This is a genomic window from Pantoea sp. BL1 (assembly GCF_000963985.1).
GTDB classification, from domain to species: Bacteria; Pseudomonadota; Gammaproteobacteria; order Enterobacterales; family Enterobacteriaceae; genus Pantoea; species Pantoea rwandensis_B.
In genome coordinates this window covers 1-23,310 of the sequence record NZ_JZRH01000084.1, presented here as the reverse complement: position 1 = coordinate 23,310, position 23,310 = coordinate 1, and the positions used below count along the sequence as shown (strand labels likewise).

The following is a 23,310-nucleotide window of genomic DNA, read 5'->3' as shown; positions in this document are numbered from 1 at the left end:
TGCTGCTGTGCGACTGCGGCAACTTTCGCTTCTGCACCGTCAAGAGTTGAAGACTCAACGGAGATGCTCTGGGCAAAGCTGGCAGCAGACATCAGTGAAAGAGCGGCGGCAGCGGCGATGGTCAGTGTTTTAATGGTTTTCATGGTCTTATTCCTTTGGGTTGTGTGTGAAGGCTGTGTGCCTTCGATGAAACAATAATAACTCTGGTTATCATTTCCATATTAACTATAAGTGCTGTTATTATGATCGTACTAATTGTTATTCGCAAGCAAGGTGCGTACTGTCGAGATAAAATGCGGCCACTGATGGAAACGCATCACTGGCATGTGCGCATGGCGCTGCGATCGCAATGCTGCAACAAACGCATTGGCTTGCTGATCAATCTGGTCATGATTCTGTTTCATGATGCTGTCTCCATTTCTTTAGCCTCTCTACGGAAAAAGCCGCCCCGTAAGGCGGCCTCTTCCGGCACTTCCCTGTGCAACCATCCGATACTTATTTGTACAATTCTGCGGTCATGTGCACGACGTTGCCGTTGCTGGCTTCAATGATTTTGTATTGTTCGTTTTGCTGATGAGCCTGCGCTGCGATTTTCGCTTCTGCACCATCCAGAGTCAGTGAGGTTGCGGTCACAGTTTGTGCAAAGGTGGCAGCAGACATCAGTGAAAGAGCGGCAACAGCGGCGATTGACATAGCTTTAATAGTTTTCATGGTCATATTCCTTGGTTTGTTTGATGAGAAGGCTGTGTGCCTTCGATGGAAACAATAATAACCATGTAAACTATATCCATCTTAACTATTAGTGCGAAAACTATGATCGCACTAATAGTTAACTTACTTAGCTCAACCCCAGCGATCTCATCACCTGAAGGACTTCCCGTTGATGCTCACTGGATAACGCACGCAGCGGGCGCGGCAAGTTATTTTCCTCCGCCAGCCCAAGCTGTGCCGCTGCGGCCGCTATCACGCGAATACTGCCGCCATGTTGACGGAACAGCGTCCAAAGCGGCTCCAGTCGCTGGGATTGCTCAACGACAGCAGCGAAATCGCCCGCCTGAGCGGCTCGTGTCAGCGCTAATGCAGTGTTGGGAAATAAGCCGCCGCAGACGGAATACCAGACATCGCATCCCGCCATTAAACCGTTGCCGGCAGAGGCATCACCACTGACACCAAGGCTTATCTCTGCGGGGAGTTGCGCACGTAATGCGCTCACCCGCTGGGCTGCGGAATCCATGTCGGCAGGCACACCCGGTATTTTGATGGAAGCGATATTGGGAAGCGCGGCTATCCGTGCGTAAAGATCATTTGAAAACTCGGTGTGTGTCGTGCCTGGATTATCATAAACGCAGATGGGCAGTGAAACATTCCGCGCGACCTCGGCATAGAAGCCAAACACTTCGTCTTCAGTGAGCTTTTGGTAGGAAACCGCAGGTAATAACAAAGCGCTTACGCCTGCATGCTGCGCATCTTCCGCCAGTCGCAACACCTCATCGGTGCTGGTTGCGCCAATACTGACCATAACCGGAATGCCATCCGCATGCTGTACGGCCAGCGTCGCCACGCGCTTGCGCTGCTCGCGGGTGAAATAGGCGTAGCTACCGGTTGAACCCAGCACGCCCAGCGAATCGACTTTTGCCGTTGTTAGACGCGCGAGAAGCGAAAGAAAGGATTTTTCATCGATGCCAGTCGCATTGACCGGGGTCAGCGGGAAGGCACTAAGACCTGAAAACATAGCCAGCTCCTGTTAGATAACGTAAAAACGCATCTTAACAACAGCTGACTATTTGTCATAGGACAAAGCCGTTAGCGTTTGTTCTTTCTTCTAAAACCTAGCCAGAACAACCCCAGCACCACGATGAGCCCGGCAGCGACCATGCCGATGCGCGACACCAGCATCAGCGGCGAAGCATCACCACCAGCACGTAGCGATTTCACCCGCTCCTCGCTGATCTGCACCTTGCTGTGCCCGATATCTTGCATCACATAGTTAGTCAGCGCAGCGATTTGGTGGTCGTTGAGTTGATCGGCAAATCCAATCATCCCTTGCCCTTTTTCAGGCCAAACGCCTTGCAGGACTGCCATCGCCACATTGTCCGCATTGGGCTTATTTAACACCGGATGATTTTGCAGTGCCGGCAGTCCATTCAGCCCCTCGCCTGTCAGGTTATGGCAAGATGCACAGTTATTGCGATAAATCTGTGCGCCTTCGCTTAACACCGCCTGCGGCGTATCGTCACCTCTTACCGGCGTCCAGCGATTGGCCTGCGCAGGTTCAGCAGTGGCGCTATCCTGAGGTAACAAATAAGTCGCAATAGCCTGGCGGTCTTCTGGCGTCATACGCGAGAAGCTCTTATCGATCGCTTCCAGCATCGGGCCGCCCGCGGTTGCGCCGTTGCTGGCGTGGCCAGTCGCAAGATACTGCGCCAACATTTCACGTGTCCAATGCGCTTTGCCCTGCAAGGTTGCCGCCGTGATATCAGGTGCAAACCAGGTACCGAGTGACGCGCCCTGCAAGTTTTTGTCCTGCTGTTCCGCCATCAGGAAATTACGTGGTGTATGGCACGTGCTGCAGTGGGTTAACCCCTGAACCAAATAGGCACCGCGATTCCACTCTTGTGACTGCTTCTCGTCTGGCTGGAATGGCTTGCTGTCCATAAACAACAGATTCCATGCTGCCATGCTGAAACGCAGATTGAAGGGGAACGGCAATGCCGTTTTCTCTGGCTGAATATCTACCGGCTGCACACCCTGCATAAAGTAGGCATACAATGCAGCGACATCCTCATCCGTGAGCTTCGCGTAAGCGGTATACGGCATCGCCGGATAAAGCTGGCTACCATCACCGCGAACCCCTTTACGCAACGCATCGGCAAACTGCTGCTCGCTGTATTGGCCGATCCCCGCCGTTTTAGAGGGGGTGATATTGGTACTGAAGATCGTGCCCAGCGGGCTGGCAATCGCGTGGCCGCCACTGAAAGGTGCTTTACCCTCTTCGGTGTGACACGCGCCGCAGTCACCGGCAATCGCCAGATACTCTCCGCGCTTAATTAGTTGCTCATCCGCTGCATGCGCTTGTGAAACAGCCAACGCCAACGTGCCTGCTGCAAGCAGGGCTTTCCAGTGCTTAGCCATGTTGCGTCTCCTGCAGGATTTTGTCGGCGGTACGAAGAGCCAGCGCCATTGCCGTGAGCGTGACGTTACAGGTGCCCACTGTTGGCATCACACCCGTGCCACCCATAAACAGGTTCTGATGATCATGTGCGCGCCCCCATGCATCGGTCACACTGGTCGCCGGGTCGAGGCCCATAGAGAGCGTGCCGGTGATGTGCTGACGATTAGAGAACTTGCCGGTTTTGCTGTGCTTGATGTTGGTTGCGCCGAGTTTGGCCGCAATCGCGTCATAGCATTCACGCGTTTTTTCGGTGCCTTTGGTGACGTAATCGCTCACGTCCCAATACAACGAAGGTGTTGGCAAGCCCAGCTCATCTTTGTTGCTGCTTAAAGTCACACGGTTGTTCGGATCGGGTAACTGTTCCAGCGCATTCTTGATGCTGAGGCGTCGGGCAGCACGGAAGCGAATCTCTTCTTCCAACTTCTTGCCGAATAAACCTTCAGCCAGCACTTCTTTCGTAACAGCAGCGACTTGAGACGCGTTAGAAATATCGATGCGGAACGGGGCATGTTCACTGCGGAATTCGCCGTCACGGAATTGACCGATTGAGCACGGGCTAACAGGACCACGGCCTGGCCAGATCTCTTCATCGACATCAAAGGTGACGCCAATCGCCGGGTGATCGCACAGGTTACGCCCCACATTGTCATGCGCATTCGCAATGCCGTTAGGGAACTTGTCACTGACCGACATTAATAGCAGTTTCGGTGTTTCAATGGCGTTAGCGGCCAGCACAAAAGTTTCTGCCGTCACACGGTGGCTGACTTTGTTCCAGTCATAATAATTCGCCGCCACGATATTGCCTTTAGCATCGTGCTCGAGTTGATACACCACCGCTTCAGTTATCACCTTCACGCCACTGTTCTCTGCCTGCTGTGCCGCAATACCGCCATGGTATTGCGCATCAATCGGACAAAGCGGCATACAGTTGTTATTGCCGCAGCATGCCGGACGCCCGTCATAGCTGTGGCTATTACGACCGGTACTGTCATCCAGAACGGTAAAGTCTGGCGCAAGGCGGGCCTTCACACGCTGTTGCAGCCAGGAGGCTGGCACGCGTTCCATCGGATAGGGTTTACTGCGCGGTGAGCCATTGTCGGGTGAGCCGCCTACCCCCGCAATTACTTCGGCCTGATAGTAGTAATCTTCCAGGTCCTCATAACCTATCGGCCAATCTTTACCCACGCCATACTGGCTGTGCTGACGGAAATCGTTGGGCACAAAACGCCACAACTGCGCCGCCCAGTGCCAGCTGGTGCCACCAAACATACGAATATATTGCGCAGCAAAGGGATGTGGCCCCGCCTGATGCAGATAATCATTGGGCTCCGGCGTATAGCGCGGATGAGGTGCCTTTGGCGAGAAGGGATACGGTGACATAAAGTCAGATTTAAACGCCGACGCGCGGAAACGCTCAACGAGTTGATCGCGTCCGACTTTCGGACCCGATTCCAGTAACAGCACCGATTTACCGGCTTTTGCCAGACGTGTCGCCAGCAGCGAGCCATTGACGCCCGCGCCAATCACGACCACATCAGCGGAATTATTATTTTTCATAACCGACATTACTCTCTGAATCAGGGCTGTTGTGCCCAGCTACCACACTCGCCGTAAGAAAAGCCCGGCGGCACTAATTTGTCATCCACCAGCAGATTGGCGAGTGTATTCACGTAAGTGACGTAAAGTGCGTGATTGCCTTTGCCGACCACACCGTTATACCAACCCCCCAGGATCGCTTTTGCCAGCTTTTCGCTGTCTGCGTCAGCGGCAAATGTCAGATGATCCTGTTGCAACAGCTCTGGCTGATTTTGTAACAGCGTTTTCAACTGCGTGAGCGCCTGAAGAAAACCTTTTTGCGTTTGGGTAAGGGCGAGCAACAGCGCGCGCCCCACCGTGGCATTGAGGTTTTCTTGTTGCGTCAGCAACTGTGAGACCTGCATAAAATCGTCCAGCCCAGTCACATTAATCAGTGATTGCGCGGCTTTCAGGCGTGGCAACGGTAAAAGCTGGCCTGCGGCGCTGGCAATCGTCACCAGGCCGACCATCTTCAACACGCGGCGGCGTGAGTAGTGCGTCATAATGTCTTCCAGTAAAAGCGTCGCCCGCGAGTTCGTGGGCGACAGAGTCGAAATTAAAGCTATTTTTTATTTCTGCGGCGTATCAACCACCACGCCAGCAGCGCAACAAACACCACAGCACCGAGGCCAACACCAACCTGCGCCAGCATCACCAGCGGCGATGAAGGGCCGCCACGGCGGATCTCAGCCACTTGCTCAGGTGAAACTGTCACTTCCACGTTACCGTAATGGTGCAATATCCAGTTCGATAGTGTGGCAACTTGTTGGTCATCAAGGTGATTAAGCGCATTCGGCTGGGATCCGAAGGGTGGCATAAAGACATCACCTTTTGCGGTAGGACGCTGCACACCGTAGAGAATGGTGGCGATAAGGTTCGAAGGATTGCGCTCCGCTGTAGCACTATTATGGAATAGGCTTGGATAATAGGCGTCTTTTGTTCCTTCACCGCTGCTGCCATGGCATGACGCGCAGTTTCCAGAGAACAAACGTGCACCTTCATCGCTGGTGGGTGCGGTAAACGCATCTCCACGGAACGCCACTAAATTTTGTGCGGCCTTGCCCTGTTCGAAACGTGATGCACCGCTAGCAGGTGCGTTTTTATCTGTCACGCTACTCATATATTCGGCTATCGCCGCTAAATCTGCGTCGGATAAATGCTGGAAGCTATGGGTAATCGCTTCTGCCATGCTACCTGCGGCCTGGGCTTTATCCGCAAGACGCCCCGTTTTTAAGTAGGTCATCAGATCCTGTTGCGACCACTGACCAATACCGCTCACTGCGTTAGCGGTAATGTTTGGAGCAAACCAGGGTCCTACCTGCGCACCGGTAAAGGCCTCTCCCTCTTTCTCTTGCATCAGGAAACCACGCGGCGTGTGGCAGGTACTGCAGTGTGCTGCACCATCAACCAGATAACGACCGCGATTCCAGCTCGCCGATTGAGAGGCATCCGGTGTGTAGCCCGGCGCCTTTAAGAACAGCGCGTTCCAAAACATCATTGAGAAGCGCAGATTAAGCGGGAATGGCAGATGCGTCTCTTCGGTGGTCTTATCCACCGGCTGAACACCAGACATGAAGTAAGCGTAGAGCGCGTGGATATCATCATCCGTCAAGGTGGCGTAGGCGGTATAAGGCATCGCCGGGTAGAGATTGGCACCATCAGCACGCACACCTTTGCGTACTGCATCAGCAAATTGCTGCTCGCTGTACTGGCCAATGCCCGCGATTTTAGACGGCGTGATGTTGGTGGCAATGATTTCACCGACCGGTGATTCGATCACTTTCCCACCCGCAAAAGGCTGTCCATGTTCTGCGGTATGGCAGGCGGTACAATCCGAGGCTACCGCCAAATATTCACCTTTTTTGACCAAGGCATCATCAGCGGCATGAGCGGCACCACTTGCCAGGGTGAGGACCAGCGCGATCTGTTTTAGCTTTAACATGATTACGCCTCCTGTGCCTGTTTAACGATGGCATCAGCGGCTTTAAAGGCGAGCGCCACCATCGTCAAGGTGCTGTTCCCGCACGCAGTACTGGCCATCGCCCCGCCGCCCGGCAGGAACAGATTGCGGTGATCGTGAGCACGACACTCGTTATCCACTACCGAATTAGCCGGGTCGTTACCCATGATGGTGCCACCCATGATGTGCTTGCTCTGGTTATATTGTTTCGAGAACTTCTTATCGATCGCGCCCATCGCTTCGGCAATCTTGTCAGCGATCGGTTTGGAGTAGTTCTGGTACGAACGACGAACATAGTCGCCCACATCGTAGTGAATGGCCGGTTTCGGCAGACCGAGCCAATCCTTTTTATCACTCAGCGTCAGGCGGTTATTGGCATCAGGCAGGATCTCATGCGCCAGCACGAAATCGGCGGTACAGGCGGTCATGCGGCGGATCTCTTCATCCAAAGCTTTACCCACCAGCCCTTTCTCCAGTGCGCCAAAGGTGACGAAACGGTTGCGCGCAAAGTTGTTGAAGCGGAAGTAAGCACCAGCATGTTCAGAACGGAAATCGCCTTGCGAAGTTTCCATAATGCCGCTGTTCACCACCGGTCCTACGCCCGCCCAATAAGGTTCATCCAGCGTCACGGTCATGGTGATTTGTGGATGGTCCATCATATTGCGGCCGACTTGATCGGAGCTATTCGCAATACCGTTCGGGTTGCGTGAATCAGCAGACATCAATAGCAGCTTTGGTGTTTCCAGCCCGTTACACGCAATGATGAACAGCTTGCCGCTGACACGATGGGTTTGCTTGTGCTGATCGTAGTAATGCACCGCTTCGATTTTGTTGCCAGCATTGGTTTCAATACGCCACACCACGGCGTTATCAAGGATGGTGGCACCTTTTGCTTCGAGGCGGGAAAGTGCAGTCGCACCATCATACTTCGCACCAACCGGACAAACTGGCACACAGTTATTATTGGCGCAGCATGCTGGGCGATCGTCATAGGACATGCCGCTGTTACGGGCCTGCGCGGTAGGGATGTTGTGCAACCCCAGCTTCTCGCGCACCACTTCGGTAAAGCGTGCTTCACCCGGTCCAAACGGCAGCGCGGGCATCGGATAAGGTTTCGAACGCAGCGGAGGCCATTGCAGTGCCGGATCGTCCGGTCCACAAATGCCCAGCTTATATTCAGCACGGGCGTAATAAGGTTCCAGCGTCTCATAATCAAACGCCCAGTCACGGCCAACGCCGTAGCGAGAATGCAATTGCATATCCGCAGGCGTTAAGCGCCAACATGTGCCCGCCCAGTGCCAGGTCGATCCACCCGCATAGCGCACATAGCTTTGCGCATAAGAGTCTTCGCCGCTTAATTGCAGATACCCTTTGCCCGCCCCTGCCGGTTCCGGATGCGGTGCCCAATCGCGTGACGGGTAGCACTCAATCGGATTGCCTTTGGCCGCCAGGGGTAGATTGCGATAATTTTCAACGATTTCAGCACGCGAAACGCGCGGGCCGGCTTCCAGCATCAATACCGGAATGCCGGCATCAAGCAGTTGCTCAGCGATCACCACACCGACCACGCCGGTGCCAACGATCACCACGGGTGACTGAGAAGGAGCTGCCATATTTTATCTTCTTTTATTGGTCAGAATTGCGGTACGGGAAGAACCGGAGTGTTGGTGCGCTGCCAGTTATTGGGCCCACTGATGCCGTAGGACGGAATCGTGATGGTGTCCATCGTTGTGTGCCAGGTCAGCGCCTGTTCATAAGCGAACGCTTTTGCCGAACGTTTCGGTTCGAGGCAGCCGGTGTACCAGCCAAAAATGAGCTTGTGCGCCAGTTGCTGCAATGCACCTTCCGGAATCGCCGGGAAGAAGTCTTCAACGATCTGCGCCTTATTGGCTTTGGCAATCGCCAGCAGATGATTGAGATTTGTCATTAGATCCGGCTGTTCGAGTTCCAACAGCGCCAACATGCGCTGCCCGACCGCATCATCCAGTTTGTGATTAACCAGAAGACGAGATATCTGCATGAAAGGAATGAAATTTTTCGACGAGTCTGCAAACGCCAAACGCGGAAGCGCCGAGGTGATCAGGCCGCCTGCCACGATCACAGCGCCGGACAGTAACACTCTCCGACGTGACAACTGGACCTCGCCAGGCGGCAGGTCTTGCAACTTACTCATGGTGTATCCCTGGTTAGTGACACGGCTCAAAACCCATCGCAAAGCGAAGGTAAAAAATCTAATTATTTGAATAACGTAACAGCACCGCGAGTTAACAATCACATAACGCAATGTTAATCAGATGCCTTATAACGACACGGACTTTTAATATAATAAATGGTTCTTAAACAAAAGCCATACGTAATGATGTTTTAAAATCAAAAATGAGTGAGTTTGGGCATTAAAAGCTAACGTATAATCACTTTGAGTGATGTATGTCCCAATAGAGATGAAGGTTGGGAGATGGGAGATGGGAGATGGGAGATGGGAGATGTGAGATGTGAGATGTGAGATGCGAGATGCGAGATGTGAGATGTGAGATGCGGGGATTATCATAACCATAAAAAAAGCCGCCATCCCAAAGAGATAGCGGCTCGCAAAACAGCAGAAACTTACTTACTCAACGTTGCATTCAGCGCATCAATGGAAGTCTGCAAGCCCGCTTCTACGCTCATGGTCAGATCTTCCATCTCCAGCGACACGTCGCCGTTGTAACCGGTCATGCGCAATACAGAGAAGAACTCTTTCCACCACTTCAGATCCTGACCGCAACCGACAGCAACGTAGTTCCAGGTACGGGTTTTCGTGTTAGTCACCGGTTGATACTCCATCAAGCCGTCAACATCGGCCAAACCACGCTCAATGCGCGCGTCCTTGCCGTGGACGTGGAATACCGCCCCTTCCAGCTTACGTGCAGCAGCAATCGGGTCCGCGCCCATCGCAATCAGGTGCGAAGGATCGAGGTTCATGCCGATCATGTCATCCACCTCGTGACGCAGGCGCAACAATGTCGAGGGGTTGTACACCAATTGGCAGGGGAACTCTTCAATCGCGATTTGTTCAACGCCATGCTGTTTGGCGTGCTGGACAAATTTCTTCCACCATGGAATCGCCACCTCATTCCACTGATAATCGATCACACCCGGCATATAATCTGGCCATGAGATGGTAGAAGTAATCCAGTTTGGCACGCGATCTTCTGGCCCCCCACCTGGCAGGCCACTCATCATCACGATCTTTTTCACGCCCAACTTGCCTGCCAACTCAACCGCGCGATAGCTGCTTTTCGTGTGTGTCTCACCCAATTCACCCGGTGCCAACGGGTTCCCCGAGCAGTTTAGCGCCACAATGCGCATTTCACGTTCAGCCAGCTCTTGCTTGAACTTCTCCAGTTTCTCTGGCGATGCCAGCAGTTCCTCTGTTTTCACGTGCGGGCAGGGTGACCATCCACCCGCCGTCATTTCTACGCCCTCAATACCGTAGCTTTTAACTTTATCCAGCATCGCCCCGAAAGGTAAATCCGCCAAAACGTCAGTACATAATGCAAGCTTCATTGTTTAATCCTTCATCTGGTGCGTAAATCACGCTTTCTCAAATTGAACGATAAATTCTTGTTTGGTTTTTGCATTGGCTAATAACGTCGTTTTCACTTCATCGCCAAGCAAATTGGCAATATCAGCCAACAGTGGAATATGTTCATTTTCGGTTGCCGCTACAGCAACGACGACAAACACCACTTTTCCAGCCCCCCAACTCACACCATTTGGAAATTGGAAAACCTGATATCCGGTTTTAATCACCTGGTCTAGGTTCTCTTTCGCACAATGAGGGAAAGCAATACCCGCTCCAATATAGGTAGAAACGCTTTTTTCACGCGCTAACATGCCATTGATAAAACCCGATTTTACATAACCGGATTGCTCTAACGCCTTTGCCGCAATCTCAATGGCTTGGTTTTTATTCGCTGCCCGACATTGCAAATGCAGCGCATCTTCCGTCAGTTTCAACATCGTCATTCCTCACTTTTCGCGAGAAGTTAGGTTATTAGCGATAAAGCGCGGGCTGCTCTGGAATCACCACGTCATGTTTCTCGCCATCTTTCAGCGAGGCCAGACCGGCATCACAGACCAGCGCGACGACGTAGCCATCCCAGGAGGAAGGGCCGCTCATTTCGCGTCCATCACGCACGCTGTCAACAAAGTGCTGAACTTCGCGATCGTAAGCCGTTGCAAAACGTTCCATGCAAGATTGCGCAATGTGCTGTGCATTGCCGTTCAGTGAACGGGTGCTGATGAACTGTTGCTCCGTCAAGGCGGCAATAGCATTTTCGCCGATCACCTCGCAGCGGATGTCGTAACCGTAGTGGCAGTTCACAAACAGTTCATCGTCAATACGAACACCGGATTCGGTTTCGAAGATCACAATCAGCGGATCCTGTAAGTGCGGCAATGCGCGGCGGGTTTTCTTACGCGGCTTGTCTACACGTACAGACGTGATGTTTTCGTTCAACAAATAGCGAATGATGTCGATTTCGTGAGTGGCGGAGTCGTTCACCGCCATCTCAAGCGTGTAACTCTCTGGTACAGACGGATTGCGGTGAGCACAGTGAATCAACATGATGTCGCCCAACGCGCCACCCTCAATTGACTGCTTCAGTGCCTGATAACCCGGGTCAAAACGACGCATAAAGCCCAATTGTAAAAGGCGCTTACCCGCTTTTACTTCTGCATCAATAATTTCTTTCGATTCATCAGCCGTGGGTGTCAGCGGTTTCTCACAGAATACGGGCTTGCCCGCGTTAAAGGCCGCCAAGATTTGCGCTTTGTGTACCGGACCAATTGAGCAGATAAATACTGCATCGACCAATTCGGAATTGATCATCTCTTCTGCATCATAAAACGCGGTGGCACCAAATTCGTTGGCCACGGCATCGGCTGTAGTGTGGTTAATATCGCAAACAGCAGTGACTTGCGCGCCGGAAATAACATGGTGGAAGCGTTTCAGATGGTCCCGGCCGATCATGCCCAGACCAATTAAGCCGATTTTGACTGTCATTTATTAATCCTCAGGTTAAAAACGAAATTTCTTTTCAATCTGTTCTAACGTCAGGCCACGCGTTTCTGGTAAATATTTCACCAGCAAAATAAGCATGATGACGTTTTTCGCACCAAAGAAACCGAAGGTCATGCCGCCACCGTAATGGCTAAGCAAATAAGGGAAGATAGATTGGATCATAAAGTCGAAAATCCACAGGCCAAATACCGCAAAGCCCATGCCGACACCACGCATTCTTAATGGATAGATTTCCGCTAACATCAGCCAGAATACCGGCGCAATCCAACCCTGCATAAACACCAGGAATACCAACATCAAGCCAAGAATGACATAAGGTGCGTTGGCGAAATTGGCATGCAGCGTATCCACTCCGTTGACGGTTTCAGTGTGGAAGAAGAATTTAAATGCCAGGCCAATCAACACCAGGCTAACGGTGACACCAGCCTGACCGGTGAAGAACATTTTTCGGCGTGAATGCTTGCCAATCAACGCCATGCCCAGCAGCGTCGCCAATACGGAGATAATGCCGTTTGCCACCGCGCCGGTAACCGCTGCCGCATCACCGAGCCCTGTCGCTTTCAGGACGGTTGGCGCGTAGTACATGATGGTGTTGACCCCAGTCACTCGAGTGGCCAGCACAATCATTAAACCAATCAGAACCAGTTGAATCACCCAGCGATTTTTTAGCTCGGCGAACAGATTAAACTTCACCTGATCAGCCTTAACGATCTGCTGAATCTCTTTTACTTCGCGGTCTACTTCCTCCGGAAGGCGCAATGTTTTCAGCACCTTCACGGCTTTATCCGTTTCGCCACGGCGAATAAAGAAGCGTGGCGATTCAGGCATCATTAACATCCCGAACCACAATAGCGCGCCCGGCAGCGCTGGAATCGCCAGCATAATGCGCCAGTTGTGCTGCATTTCTGGATACAGGTTTACAATCGCAGCGTTAACGGAATACGCCAGGAATTGCCCGGTCACGATCATTAATTCGTTCACCGTCACCAATCGTTCACGCTGATCTGCCCGCGCTAATTCGGAAATATAAATAGGTACAGTAACGGAAGCACAGCCCACCGCTAAGCCCAGAATAAAGCGAGCCACAATCATTGAGGGCACATCCCAGGCGAATGCAGTGCCTAAAGCGCCAAACATAAAGATAGCTGCAACCCATAGCAGGTTTTTACGCCGCCCCTGTTTATCCGATAAATATCCGCCAAATAACGATCCCAGTGCCGCACCGAATAACAGGAATGAGGTAATAAAACCTTCCTGCGCAGGTGTCAGATTCAGGTCATACTTCATGAAGATCAGCGCACCGGAAATAACACCGGTATCGTAACCAAAGCATAAACCACCAATCGTCGAAACAATGGTGATTAACCGCATGCGCTGAGGATTTTGCAGGTTTGTTTTATTATACATAGCTGTTCCATCTGGTTGTAAGGTAAAACCGTTGCAAGCCGTATTTTTGGTCAGTCGTCGCTGAGGAATTTTACGCAGCCTGAATCAGAACATTGATTTAATGCACAACATCATTATTGTTATTTTTCTGGCAACGCTGAACGCGCTGTCAGTCCCCTTCTCGTTACGACAACGTTATATCAAAGTGAATTTCAAACACCAGTCGCTCTCGCCCACACGATTTAACAGCGTGCGAAAGATCATATATTCCTCACAAAAAGCACAAAAACCAGTGATTAAAGTCACACTGCAAACATTGTGCGTTGACATAGCAAGAATGAAGACAGATTAAATAAGCCTTTTTTTCGCATATTTGTTAAAATATTTCTTAGCGACTATGGCACGCATTCAATGGCACTTATCGTCTGTGGTTTCGACAATTTTGTATTTCAACCTGTTCGAACACCGCAATTTTGATGATATTTTCATTTTAGTGCCAACTTATCCCTATTGATTGCAAGTTCATGCTCCTCAACACAACATCATGCTTTCCTGGTATTTAATGCGTGGGTATATTTTGATCAAAATAAAAGTGTGACAGCGATCAAACTTAAATTTTAGCCAAGGTTTAAAAAACAAAAATCAACACTTGGCACTCTCCTAAAATCATCAACTCCTTACCTATCAATGGATTAAATATCAGTAAAAAGCAAAATTGATGATTACGAGGCTGAAAACTAATGCAAGAATAGCGCTATACCAACAGGAGCTACCATGATTACCTTTTGCATAAATGAACATCCCTCCGCCCGCGGTTTCGACAACAGTTTGCGTCCGCGCCTGGCGTTTATGTGCAAAGCAGAAGGTAAGGAAGAGGCCATTCCTCGCGTCATGCACAAGCATGATGACCGCTTTGAGGTGATGTTCATACGCTCAGGTAGTGGCAGCTATAACATTGATGGCCGTGGCTATAGCGTCAAGCAAGGCGATATCATGTTGTTTAACGCGAATGTACTTCATGACGAAAGCCCTGATGCGTCAGACGATTTATTGATCTTCAGCTGCGGCGTCGAACAACTCAAGGTTGATGGCTTGCCTCTCAATGTTCTCACCACGCGCGCCCAACCTGCCGTGATGCCCAGCGGTGAGTTTTATGATGAAATTTGCCAGTTGTTTGATCAGATGTGGGCGCACGTTAACAGTAAACGTCTCTACAGTGCCGAAATCGGCGATAACTTACTGAGCGTGCTGTTATTGCTGTGCCGCAATATCTGGATTGAAAACAAACAAGAGCAGGAGAGTAATAACACCCTACTGGGACAACGCATCAAAGATTACATTGATAATCACTATAAAGAAGATATCGCACTGAGTTCGATCACCGCAGCCTTGAATATGAATCAATTTTACCTGGCGCACGTATTTAAAGATTATTCAGGTTATTCACCCAAACAATATCAGACGCGTCGTCGAATTGGCGAGGCGCAAAATTTGCTATTGAGCACCAATCTGGGTGTCACTGAAGTGGCTAACGCCGTGGGTTACGATAACGTCAATAACTTCCATCGCATCTTTCATAATCTTGTCGGCATTCCACCTGCACGCTATAAAAAATTCTGGCTGACCGGGCAAATCAATCGTTAATTTTTCGTTCTTCCAAAAGCAAAATGCCCTCTTTCGAGGGCATCTTTTCATAGCGCAATCTTATTTCAGTGCAATACGCGCAATACCATCGGTACCTTTAGTTGAAGAGTCTTTATTGAACTCAGCCTTCAAGGTTACATACAGGGTATTGTTATCCGGTCCAATCAGCAGGCTGTTGGGATTCTGTTCGAATGACCAGCTGTTCTTCACTGCGTAAGTGGTGGCATCCAACTGCAGTACTTTCTTCGATTCGCGCTGGCTGATGAAGATCTCATTGCGCTTCGCATCGAATTTAATGCCCAGAGAATCACCTTCGATACGCTTGATCACTTTTCCGGTGCGCTCGTCAAAGACCAACGTGGCTTTGCCTTTAGAATCGTCAGTCACAAACAGGCGGCCAGTGGAGGGATCTTCTGCCATGTTCAGGAACAGATACTCTTTACCATCACCGGCTGTCCAGCGCTTCTCGATTTTGTGGGTGCGCGGATTAATCACCAGGATCTCGCCAGAGCCGTTGGCCGCATAAATACGTTCAGTAACCGGAGAGTAAATAATGCCCGTTACCCATTTGCCCGCATTTTTAATCTCGGTTTTCAGCTTGAAGGTCTTAGTATCGACCACGGAGATGTAACCTGGATCGGCCACTCGACCGACATACAACTCATTGCCATGCCACAGCACTTCACGCGCGCCCGCTGGGTAGCCTTCTTTGCTGATTTTGCCCGGGAACACTAAACGCTGCAGCACTTTACCGCTTTGCGCGTCCACTTTGGAGATGGCGCCATCCAGTGAGTTGGTGGTGTAGAACACGCTGCCCTGCTCATCGATGGCTGTACCAAAGTTTTTCAGATCGGTGTGAGTCTCACCCTTGGTCTCAAGCGTCGCAGGATCAAGACGATAGATCATACCGCCGTTTACATCTTTGAATGCCTGTGCGCTGGCAACAAACAGTGCTTTCGATGCTGGAGAGTAGGCCATTTCGTACAGACCATCGCCCAGGTCGCGTTTCAACACTGCGGTATCAACCGGTTTTACAGTCTCAGCGGCTGGCGCCTCGGCTTTTTTGGCAGGTGCCTGACAAGCCGTCAGGCTAAATGCTGCGGCGATCGCCATAGCAACAGTGGCTTTACGCGGGCTAAACAACGATTTCATGCTGAACTCCATCAATGGATGAACGGCTCCGACCACAACGTAGCGGGCGGAAAATATAAGAAGAATGAGAATCATACGCATTAACGTAAAGTAATCAAATATTCGCGTAGATTTATGTGCTTAATCCATCCGCTTAATGAAATGAGCGTTCAGCTAAATCTGGCGCTGCGTAGGGCTATAACGCGTAAAAACTTGCCTGATAAATGTGAAAACGTCCGCAACTAACGGGTTATAAATTCGTCTAGTGAACTGAAATTCCTAGAATTTACACATTATTACACTTCAGATTGAATCCTTGCGAGATTCTATAAAGCAAATGATTATCATTGGCGTTCGTAATTATATAGTGCATTCGTTTGTTCTGCCCTTTTGGGTAGCACGACGCAACCACCAGCATAACAACCGAAGCGTAATGGCTTCTTATCACCATCATTTACCACGGAAACGATTATGTCTTCGATCGGCAGGGAATCAGGTATCCGCAAAACGTTCAGCGTTTCATTGTTGGCTATGGCAGTACACGCCCTTCTCAACCCCTCATTGGCGCTGGCTGCCGATACCATTCAGCAGGATCTGGTGGTCAATGCGACCACCAGTGACAGTAGTGATGACACTGAAAAACAGGACTATGCGGTGAAAACCACGCGAGCGGGCACCAAGCTGCTACTCACGCCGCGTGATGTGCCGCAATCGGTCAGTGTGGTGACGCAGCAGCGTATGCAGGATCAGCAGTTGCAAACTGTCACTGATGTGCTGAATAACACCACCGGTATCACCAGTAATTTGGTGGACTCTGAACGTTCTGAATACTATTCACGCGGGTTTAAAATCACCAATTTCACTTATGATGGAATACCCACTTCAGTGGGCGACAGTTGGAACTACGGTGATGCTGCATCTGATACCGCTATCTATGACCGTATTGAAGTGGTTCGCGGTGCAACCGGCTTAATGACCGGCGCTGGCAGCCCTTCTGCTTCAGTGAACATGGTGCGTAAACATGCCGACAGCAAAGATTTCACGGGCTCAGTCAGCGCGAGCTATGGCAGTTGGGATAAGCAGCGTTATGTTGCAGACATCGCAGGACCACTCAACAGCGATGGTTCCTTGCGCGGACGCGTCGTAACGGGTTATCAGGATCAAGACAGCTGGCTAGACCGCTACCATAAAAACAAGAAATTCCTCTACGGCGTAGTCGATGCGGATTTAACCGACAACACGACCCTTTCTCTCGGCTATGACTATGAAAAAGCAGATACCCGCGACCCAACCTGGGGTGGTTTACCGATTTTCTACAGCAACGGTTCACTCACGCATTACAACCGCAGCCTGAATTCTGCCGCAGACTGGACCTATTATCACACCGAAGTGCAAAAGATATACGCCGACCTTGTGCATAACTTTGATAATGGCTGGAGTGTCCATGTGAATGGTACCCATGCGAAGAATACCTTCAGTGACAAGCTGATGAGTTTGTACAGTGCATTCCCTGATGAGACCACTGGAGAAGGTGTGACCGGCTGGGGAAGCCTCGATCGCGGTAAACGTGAACAAACATCGGTTGATGCCTTCGCCAGTGGACCCTTTGAGCTGTTGGGCCGCCAGCACCAATTGATGGCAGGCCTGAGCTACAGCCGCCAACACAACCAGACCTATAGTCAGGATGGCGTTACCGACCTCGATGAGTATGACATTACCTCAGCGGCTATGGGCCCTTTCAATAACAACTGGACCGGCAACATTGCTGAGCCGGAGTGGCAAGGTTGGTATCTGAACGCTAACGACGTCATCCGCCAAAAATCTGCCTATACGGCCGCACGCTTCTCACTCGCCGATCCCCTGTCGTTGATCATTGGTGCGCGTTATACCGAGTGGAGCACGAACGGCAGTAGCGGCAACGTGACCAAAAACAACACCACGCCATATGCAGGCCTGGTGTATGACATTAACGATACCTGGTCAGCGTATGCGAGTTATACCTCGATTTTCCAGCCACAAACTTACCGCGATAGCACAGGCCACTATCTCTCTCCGGTGACCGGAAAAAGCTACGAAACCGGTTTGAAATCGGCCTGGTATGACGGGCGTTTGACCGCCACTTTCGCCGTGTTCCGTATTCAGCAGGAGAACGTTGGTACAGAAGAGAACGGCGTTTACGTTAATAACAGCAGTGAACAAGCTTACACCGCCACCAAAGGCGCGCGCAGTAAGGGGGCAGAGTTTGAACTGAACGGTGCAGTCACCGACAACCTGCAATTAACCTTTGGTGCAACACGCTATGTAGCGCGCGATTCGGAAGGCCGCTATAGCTCAGACCAACCGCAAACCCAGTTTAAGCTGTTCACCCGTTATCAGGTGCCAATGCTGCCCGATCTGACTATCGGCGGGGGTATTAACTGGCAGAACCGCGTATTTGAAGATGTGAGCGCGCCAGATGGCAGCACCCAGCGCGTGTATCAGGGAAGCTATCCACTGGCAAACCTGTTTGCCCGTTATCAGGTCACCAAACAGGTTGCGGTGCAAGCTAACGTCGATAACTTATTCGACCGTGAGTACTACACCTATATGAACAACTATGTCTACGGTGAGCCGCGCAACTTCTCGGTTAGCGTGTCATATCAATTCTGATAAAAAAATCCCCGGCGCCAGGCCGGGGATTCTTTTCACATCACGCTTTATTTTTATAATTAAAGCTGATCTGCGAATTCTGTTCACGTGGCAGACGCCGCGCCTCCAGATATACCGATTTCCAATACGGATTATTCAGTGAGGAGCGCATCACGCCCTGGCTAACCGAAGCGTGGAGGAATTGATGGTCGGTGTCATAAAAGCCAACGTGTAACTCGTGTTTGATACGAAAGAACACTAAATCACCGGGTTGCAGGTGCGCCTTATCAACAGGCTGACCCATGGCAATTAATTCGCGTGTTGTGACACGATCCATTGGAATATTGAAACGATCTTTTAACGTTCGCCAGACAAAACCGGAGCAATCCACACCGTTTAATTGCGTGCCGCCCCACTGATATTTGGTGCCTTCCCATGAGTGCATCTGGTCGTGTAATGCCGCAATCACGGGAATCAAATCGGGTTGCTTACCACCATCGGTTGAAGCATCGACACTCTCTTCCGCAGGTGCATGAGAAGTTTTGGAAGAGCAACCTGCCAGGGTAATAACAAACAGACAGGCGATAAATTTTCTGGCCGCAGAGTTGATCATGGGATGACGTTTTCGCTGAGGGAGACAGTGGTTAGAGATTTATACCGCAAAAAAGTTGCAAAAATAAATAGCTCGCCGCTGAATTCTTTTAATCCTCTTCTTTTTTACTTAAGTTTACGCAAAGGTAACATCATGTATTTGAGATAAAAATTATATATTCCTTCGCCAATTTTCGCTTCGGAGGTTATTAATTCGCCCAACTCTGCTGCTATTTCATCCCACCATCAGCATCTGTCTGCCGATGGTGGCAAGCGGGCATCATTTTATTGTTTGGCTTTACTGCGTAACGGCGACTCTGGCAGGAATAATGACAGAATAAAGGCCAGCGCCATCACCACCGCCGCCATCTGGAATGCCGCATGTACCGCTGCGCTAAATACCTGCAAATATGCTTGTTGCACATCATACGGCAAATGGTGCACTGCGTTCGGGTCCAGCGTGGCGGGCAATACATCGCCCTTTTCTACCAATTCAGTCAAACCCGATTTCAAGACGTGGCTAAACATCGCGCCGAACAGCGCCACCCCGATTGAACCGCCAACCGAACGGAACAACGTGACAGAGGATGTGGCGACGCCAATACGATCTGGCGTCACACTATTCTGAACGGCCAGGACTAACACCTGCATTACCATGCCCATGCCCATTCCGAGCACGCAGGCGTAGAGATAAATTTGCCACAGCGAGGATTGCAGCGTCAGCGTCGTCATGAGTGCCATCCCAACCGTCGCCAGCAAGGTTCCGCCTATCGGGAAAAGACGATACCGACCAGTACGACTGATAATGCGTCCGCTGATAATCGATGTCACCAGCAGTCCGCCCATCAGCGGTAATAACTGTAGCCCGGCTTCGGTCGGGGTTGAGCCCTTCACCACCTGCAAATAGAGCGGCAGGAAGGTAACGCTGCCAAACAGCGACATCCCAACAATAAAGGCCATTAAGCTGGAGAGCGAAAAACTGCGATTACGGAACAGCCCAAGCGGAATAATCGGTTCCCATGCACGACGTTCTTCGTAGATAAAGCCGATCACCCCGACCAGACCAAATGCCAGGATGCACCACAACTGCGGATCGCTCCATGCGCGCAGCGTACCGCCTTCGCTGGTAAACAGGGTAATACCCACTAGCGCAAGACTCAGGCAAACAGCACCGGGATAATCAATCTCATGCGGTTTACGTTTGTTATCAGTTTTAAACACCGCATTAATAATCAGCAGCGCAAATAACCCTAACGGTAAATTGATATAGAAAATCCAGCGCCACGAGGCGTGCTGGACGATAAAGCCCCCCAGTAATGGCCCCACCACGGTCGCCAGACCGAATACCCCGCCAAAGAGTCCCTGGTATTTACCGCGTTCTGCTGGCGGAATGATATCCGCGACGGCCGCCATACTGACCACCATCAGTCCGCCACCGCCGAGGCCTTGTAGCGCGCGGGTAAAGATCAGTTGCTCCATATTTTGCGCCAGGCCACACAGTGCCGAGCCGATGAGAAACAAGATGACCGAGATTTGTAGCACCGTTTTACGGCCAAACAGATCGCCAAACTTGCCGTAGAGCGGGACAACAATCGTCGAGGCCAACATGTAGGCCGTGACGATCCACGACAGCCGATCAAGCCCGCCCAATTCACCCACAATGGTTGGCAGTGCAGTCGAGACGATGGTCTGGTCAAGGGCGGAAAGCAGCATGACCAGCATCAATGCGCCCATCAGCAAGCGGACAGAAGGAAGACGCTCTTCTCCACTGCCTGAGTGCGGCACAAGTGTTTTAGGTTTCATATCAGACACCAATTGAAATTAATTAAATACACAATTAATATTGATCGAAGTCTGACATGAAACAAGTGAGCGCGTAAAGATGACCGCACAAAAAGTCCCAGCTGATGATAAGACAACCGCTGCCAAACCCCGCCGTCCTGGACGTCCTCGGGGCGGTGCCATCACGGCACAACAGCGCGAACACCTGTTGGACATTACACTGGCGATTTATGCCGAAAGCGGCATCGCTGAAACCTCGCTGAATGCGATTGCACGTAAAGCTGGCGTGAGTCCGGCGATGCTCAACTACTATTTTCAGTCGCGTGAATCGTTGTTAGATGTGGTGGTTGAGGAGCGATTTTTACCGCTACGCCAGCGTCTTGAAGCTCACTTCAACAATGAAGAAAGTGACCCTGTCACTACATTTAGTGGATTTATTCGTGAAATCGCTGACATCGTACTGAACAACGATTGGTTTGCCCCACTGTGGATGCAAGAAGTCACCAGCGGTTCTCACGGCTTAGGTCAGCACATTAAAGAACGATATGGTCATGCGGGACGCGACAAAGTCAGGGCTTTGATTGTGCGCTGGCAACAGCAGGGATTATTAAATACGGCGTTAAACCCCGATTTGTTGATGACCTCCATCCTGAGCCTGATCCTCGTGCCATTCACCCGCTTCGCCAATGAGCCGGAGTTTGATACAGAGCGCATTGTGCAGCACACCCTGAGCTTGTTCTGTCAGGGTATCCGTCCGCTCAGCTAACCCGTTTTTTGCTTCGCATCTACACTGTTGAAAGGATACTCAGCGAGCAGGAAAAGATTTTAATCCCTGATGCCAACTTGAAGCTTATGCACTGACGCTTTAACTATGACTTACGAGGTGGCACCTGGCCTGGTTTATCAGTTCTAAAACCCTTCGCGATTAAAAATGGCGGCTTTGAAGCCGCCATTTCGCTTTTGTAGCAATCAACAAACTATCGTTACGGATACAACCCGCGATCCTTCCTTGCCAGCAAGATCCGTTCACAGGCCACAGCGTAAGCCGCTGTTCTCAATGTCACGTTCAGCGCATCCGCTTTATGCCACACCGTTTCAATTGCGTGCTTCATAATGCTGTCCAGCCGTTGATTAATCTCCTCTTCGCTCCAGAAGAAGCTGGAGAAATCCTGCACCCATTCGAAGTAACTCACCGTCACGCCGCCCGCATTCGCAATCACATCTGGCACCACAGCAATGCCGCGTTGCTGCAAGATATCATCGGCTTCCGGTAGCGTCGGACCATTTGCCCCCTCAATAATCAGGCGGCACTGCAGTTGGTGGGCACGTTCAGCAGTGATCTGCCCTTCCAGCGCAGCAGGCACCAGAATGTCGTAAGGCTGCGTCCAAAAATGTTCATCCGCTATCGTATCAGCCCCCGGGAAGCCCGCGATGCTGCCGTGAGCCTGCTGCCACGTCTGTAACGCCGGGATATCCACTCCGCTGGACAAATACAAGGTGGCTTTGTGATCCTGCACCGCCACCACTTTTGCCCCAATCGCATAGAACAGTTCGGCGCTGACGCTGCCAACGTTACCAAAACCCTGCACCGCCACGCGGCTACCCGGCACATCCATGCCCAGCTTAGTCGCAGCGCGGCAACCGGTGACGAAAACCCCGCGCCCGGTGGCTTTGACGCGTCCCAGTGACCCGCCCAGATGCACCGGTTTGCCGGTCACTACGCCGGTGGTGGTGGCGCCAACGTTCATCGACCAGGTATCCATCATCCACGCCATGACCTGCGCGTTGGTGCCGACATCAGGGGCGGGAATATCCTGTTGGGGACCAATCATATTGCCGATCTCGCTGGTATAGCGCCGGGTTAAACGCTCCAGCTCTTTATGGGATAAGGTTGCCGGGTCGACTCGCACGCCACCTTTTGCTCCGCCAAACGGCAAATTCAGTGCGGCGCACTTCACCGTCATCCATGCAGAGAGCGCCATCACTTCCTGCAACGTCACATCAGGATGGAAACGCACACCACCCTTACCCGGCCCACGCGACAAATTGTGCTGCACGCGATAACCCTCAAAATGACGCACTGAGCCGTCATCCATTTCAAGCGGGATATCAACGATTAATGCCCGCTTCGGATGCGTTAACGTATCAGCCCAGCGGCTGAGATCGCCAAGCAGTGGCAACACGCGTTCGACCTGCGTCAAATACGTTGACCAGGCTGAGTGACAGTCGCCCGTCACATAGGAAAGTTCAGACAAACTGACCTCCAGATTTTACTGTCAGGATAGAAGATGCCGCCAACGGCAGAATGGCGGCGAGAGGATTGGTTTAGTCGTGCAGGCCGAGTTTTTTCTCCAGGTAGTGGATGTTGGTGCCACC

Annotated in this window: 21 protein-coding genes; 3 read left to right on the top strand and 18 right to left on the bottom strand. The window is 51.3% G+C overall.

The window, feature by feature from the left end; translation table 11 throughout:
• The 14 genes from VH86_RS25390 to VH86_RS24295 form a co-directional block, all read right to left on the bottom strand.
• The coding region (locus VH86_RS25390; RefSeq protein WP_072050643.1) for a DUF1471 domain-containing protein at positions 1–143 on the bottom strand (143 nt) is incomplete at its 3' end.
• A 108-nt stretch (positions 144–251) separates the two neighbouring features.
• Positions 252–404 carry a hypothetical protein gene (locus VH86_RS25980; RefSeq protein ID WP_197079597.1) on the bottom strand — a complete coding sequence of 51 codons (153 nt, stop codon included), beginning with the start codon at positions 402–404 and terminating at the stop codon, positions 252–254.
• A 91-nt stretch (positions 405–495) separates the two neighbouring features.
• Positions 496–711, bottom strand: coding sequence for a YdgH/BhsA/McbA-like domain containing protein (locus tag VH86_RS24350; protein WP_039334247.1), 216 nt, complete (start codon positions 709–711; stop codon positions 496–498).
• Positions 712–838: 127 nt separating this feature from the next.
• Positions 839–1,732, bottom strand: a complete 894-nt coding sequence (locus tag VH86_RS24345) for a dihydrodipicolinate synthase family protein (RefSeq protein ID WP_045834408.1) — start codon at positions 1,730–1,732, stop codon at positions 839–841.
• A 71-nt stretch (positions 1,733–1,803) separates the two neighbouring features.
• Positions 1,804–3,132 carry a cytochrome c gene (locus VH86_RS24340; RefSeq protein WP_045834407.1) on the bottom strand — a complete coding sequence of 443 codons (1,329 nt, stop codon included), beginning with the start codon at positions 3,130–3,132 and terminating at the stop codon, positions 1,804–1,806.
• A complete protein-coding gene (locus VH86_RS24335; protein WP_045834409.1) occupies positions 3,125–4,729 on the bottom strand; it encodes a GMC family oxidoreductase in 1,605 nt (534 codons plus the stop codon). The genes VH86_RS24340 and VH86_RS24335 overlap by 8 nt, the downstream gene beginning before the upstream one ends.
• Before the next feature lie 20 nt (positions 4,730–4,749).
• On the bottom strand, positions 4,750–5,250 hold the full coding sequence (locus VH86_RS24330) for a sugar dehydrogenase complex small subunit (RefSeq protein WP_045834406.1): 501 nt from the start codon (positions 5,248–5,250) through the stop codon (positions 4,750–4,752).
• Between the two features lie 59 nt (positions 5,251–5,309).
• Complete coding sequence (locus VH86_RS24325) at positions 5,310–6,689, bottom strand: cytochrome c (RefSeq protein ID WP_045834405.1); 1,380 nt, start codon at positions 6,687–6,689, stop codon at positions 5,310–5,312.
• 2 nt (positions 6,690–6,691) lie between these two features.
• Entirely contained in the window at positions 6,692–8,320 is a 1,629-nt protein-coding gene (locus tag VH86_RS24320; protein ID WP_045834404.1) for a GMC family oxidoreductase, read from the bottom strand.
• A gap of 20 nt (positions 8,321–8,340) precedes the next feature.
• Complete coding sequence (locus VH86_RS24315) at positions 8,341–8,880, bottom strand: sugar dehydrogenase complex small subunit (RefSeq protein WP_045834403.1); 540 nt, start codon at positions 8,878–8,880, stop codon at positions 8,341–8,343.
• A 431-nt stretch (positions 8,881–9,311) separates the two neighbouring features.
• On the bottom strand, positions 9,312–10,253 hold the full coding sequence (locus tag VH86_RS24310; RefSeq protein WP_045834402.1) for a sugar phosphate isomerase/epimerase: 942 nt from the start codon (positions 10,251–10,253) through the stop codon (positions 9,312–9,314).
• Positions 10,254–10,280: 27 nt separating this feature from the next.
• Complete coding sequence (locus VH86_RS24305; protein WP_045834401.1) at positions 10,281–10,709, bottom strand: PTS sugar transporter subunit IIA; 429 nt, start codon at positions 10,707–10,709, stop codon at positions 10,281–10,283.
• Between the two features lie 34 nt (positions 10,710–10,743).
• Positions 10,744–11,754, bottom strand: a complete 1,011-nt coding sequence (locus VH86_RS24300) for a Gfo/Idh/MocA family protein (RefSeq protein WP_034829912.1) — start codon at positions 11,752–11,754, stop codon at positions 10,744–10,746.
• Positions 11,755–11,769: 15 nt separating this feature from the next.
• A complete protein-coding gene (locus tag VH86_RS24295; RefSeq protein ID WP_045834400.1) occupies positions 11,770–13,179 on the bottom strand; it encodes a sugar porter family MFS transporter in 1,410 nt (469 codons plus the stop codon).
• 753 nt (positions 13,180–13,932) lie between these two features.
• Between VH86_RS24295 and VH86_RS24285 the strand changes: the two genes are divergently transcribed.
• Positions 13,933–14,802, top strand: coding sequence for an AraC family transcriptional regulator (locus VH86_RS24285; protein ID WP_045834398.1), 870 nt, complete (start codon positions 13,933–13,935; stop codon positions 14,800–14,802).
• Positions 14,803–14,862: 60 nt separating this feature from the next.
• On the opposite strand, the gene VH86_RS24280 is transcribed toward VH86_RS24285, so the two are convergent.
• Positions 14,863–15,954 (bottom strand): YncE family protein, encoded by a 1,092-nt coding sequence (locus tag VH86_RS24280; protein ID WP_045816581.1) that lies wholly within the window; start codon positions 15,952–15,954, stop codon positions 14,863–14,865.
• A 450-nt stretch (positions 15,955–16,404) separates the two neighbouring features.
• Between VH86_RS24280 and fhuE the strand changes: the two genes are divergently transcribed.
• Positions 16,405–18,582 carry a ferric-rhodotorulic acid/ferric-coprogen receptor FhuE gene (fhuE, locus tag VH86_RS24275; RefSeq protein WP_045834397.1) on the top strand — a complete coding sequence of 726 codons (2,178 nt, stop codon included), beginning with the start codon at positions 16,405–16,407 and terminating at the stop codon, positions 18,580–18,582.
• A 40-nt stretch (positions 18,583–18,622) separates the two neighbouring features.
• On the opposite strand, the gene VH86_RS24270 is transcribed toward fhuE, so the two are convergent.
• Positions 18,623–19,174, bottom strand: coding sequence for a C40 family peptidase (locus VH86_RS24270; protein WP_045816583.1), 552 nt, complete (start codon positions 19,172–19,174; stop codon positions 18,623–18,625).
• 263 nt (positions 19,175–19,437) lie between these two features.
• Positions 19,438–20,955, bottom strand: coding sequence for an MDR family MFS transporter (locus VH86_RS24265; protein ID WP_045834396.1), 1,518 nt, complete (start codon positions 20,953–20,955; stop codon positions 19,438–19,440).
• 79 nt (positions 20,956–21,034) lie between these two features.
• Here VH86_RS24265 and VH86_RS24260 point away from each other — a divergent pair, with 79 nt between their 5' ends.
• Positions 21,035–21,700 carry a TetR/AcrR family transcriptional regulator gene (locus tag VH86_RS24260; RefSeq protein WP_045834395.1) on the top strand — a complete coding sequence of 222 codons (666 nt, stop codon included), beginning with the start codon at positions 21,035–21,037 and terminating at the stop codon, positions 21,698–21,700.
• 217 nt (positions 21,701–21,917) lie between these two features.
• Here VH86_RS24260 and VH86_RS24255 read toward each other — a convergent pair whose 3' ends face one another.
• The gene (locus tag VH86_RS24255; RefSeq protein WP_045834394.1) at positions 21,918–23,189 is read right to left on the bottom strand and encodes a Glu/Leu/Phe/Val dehydrogenase; all 1,272 of its coding nucleotides are present in this window, start codon (positions 23,187–23,189) and stop codon (positions 21,918–21,920) included.
• Positions 23,190–23,310 lie beyond the last annotated feature (121 nt).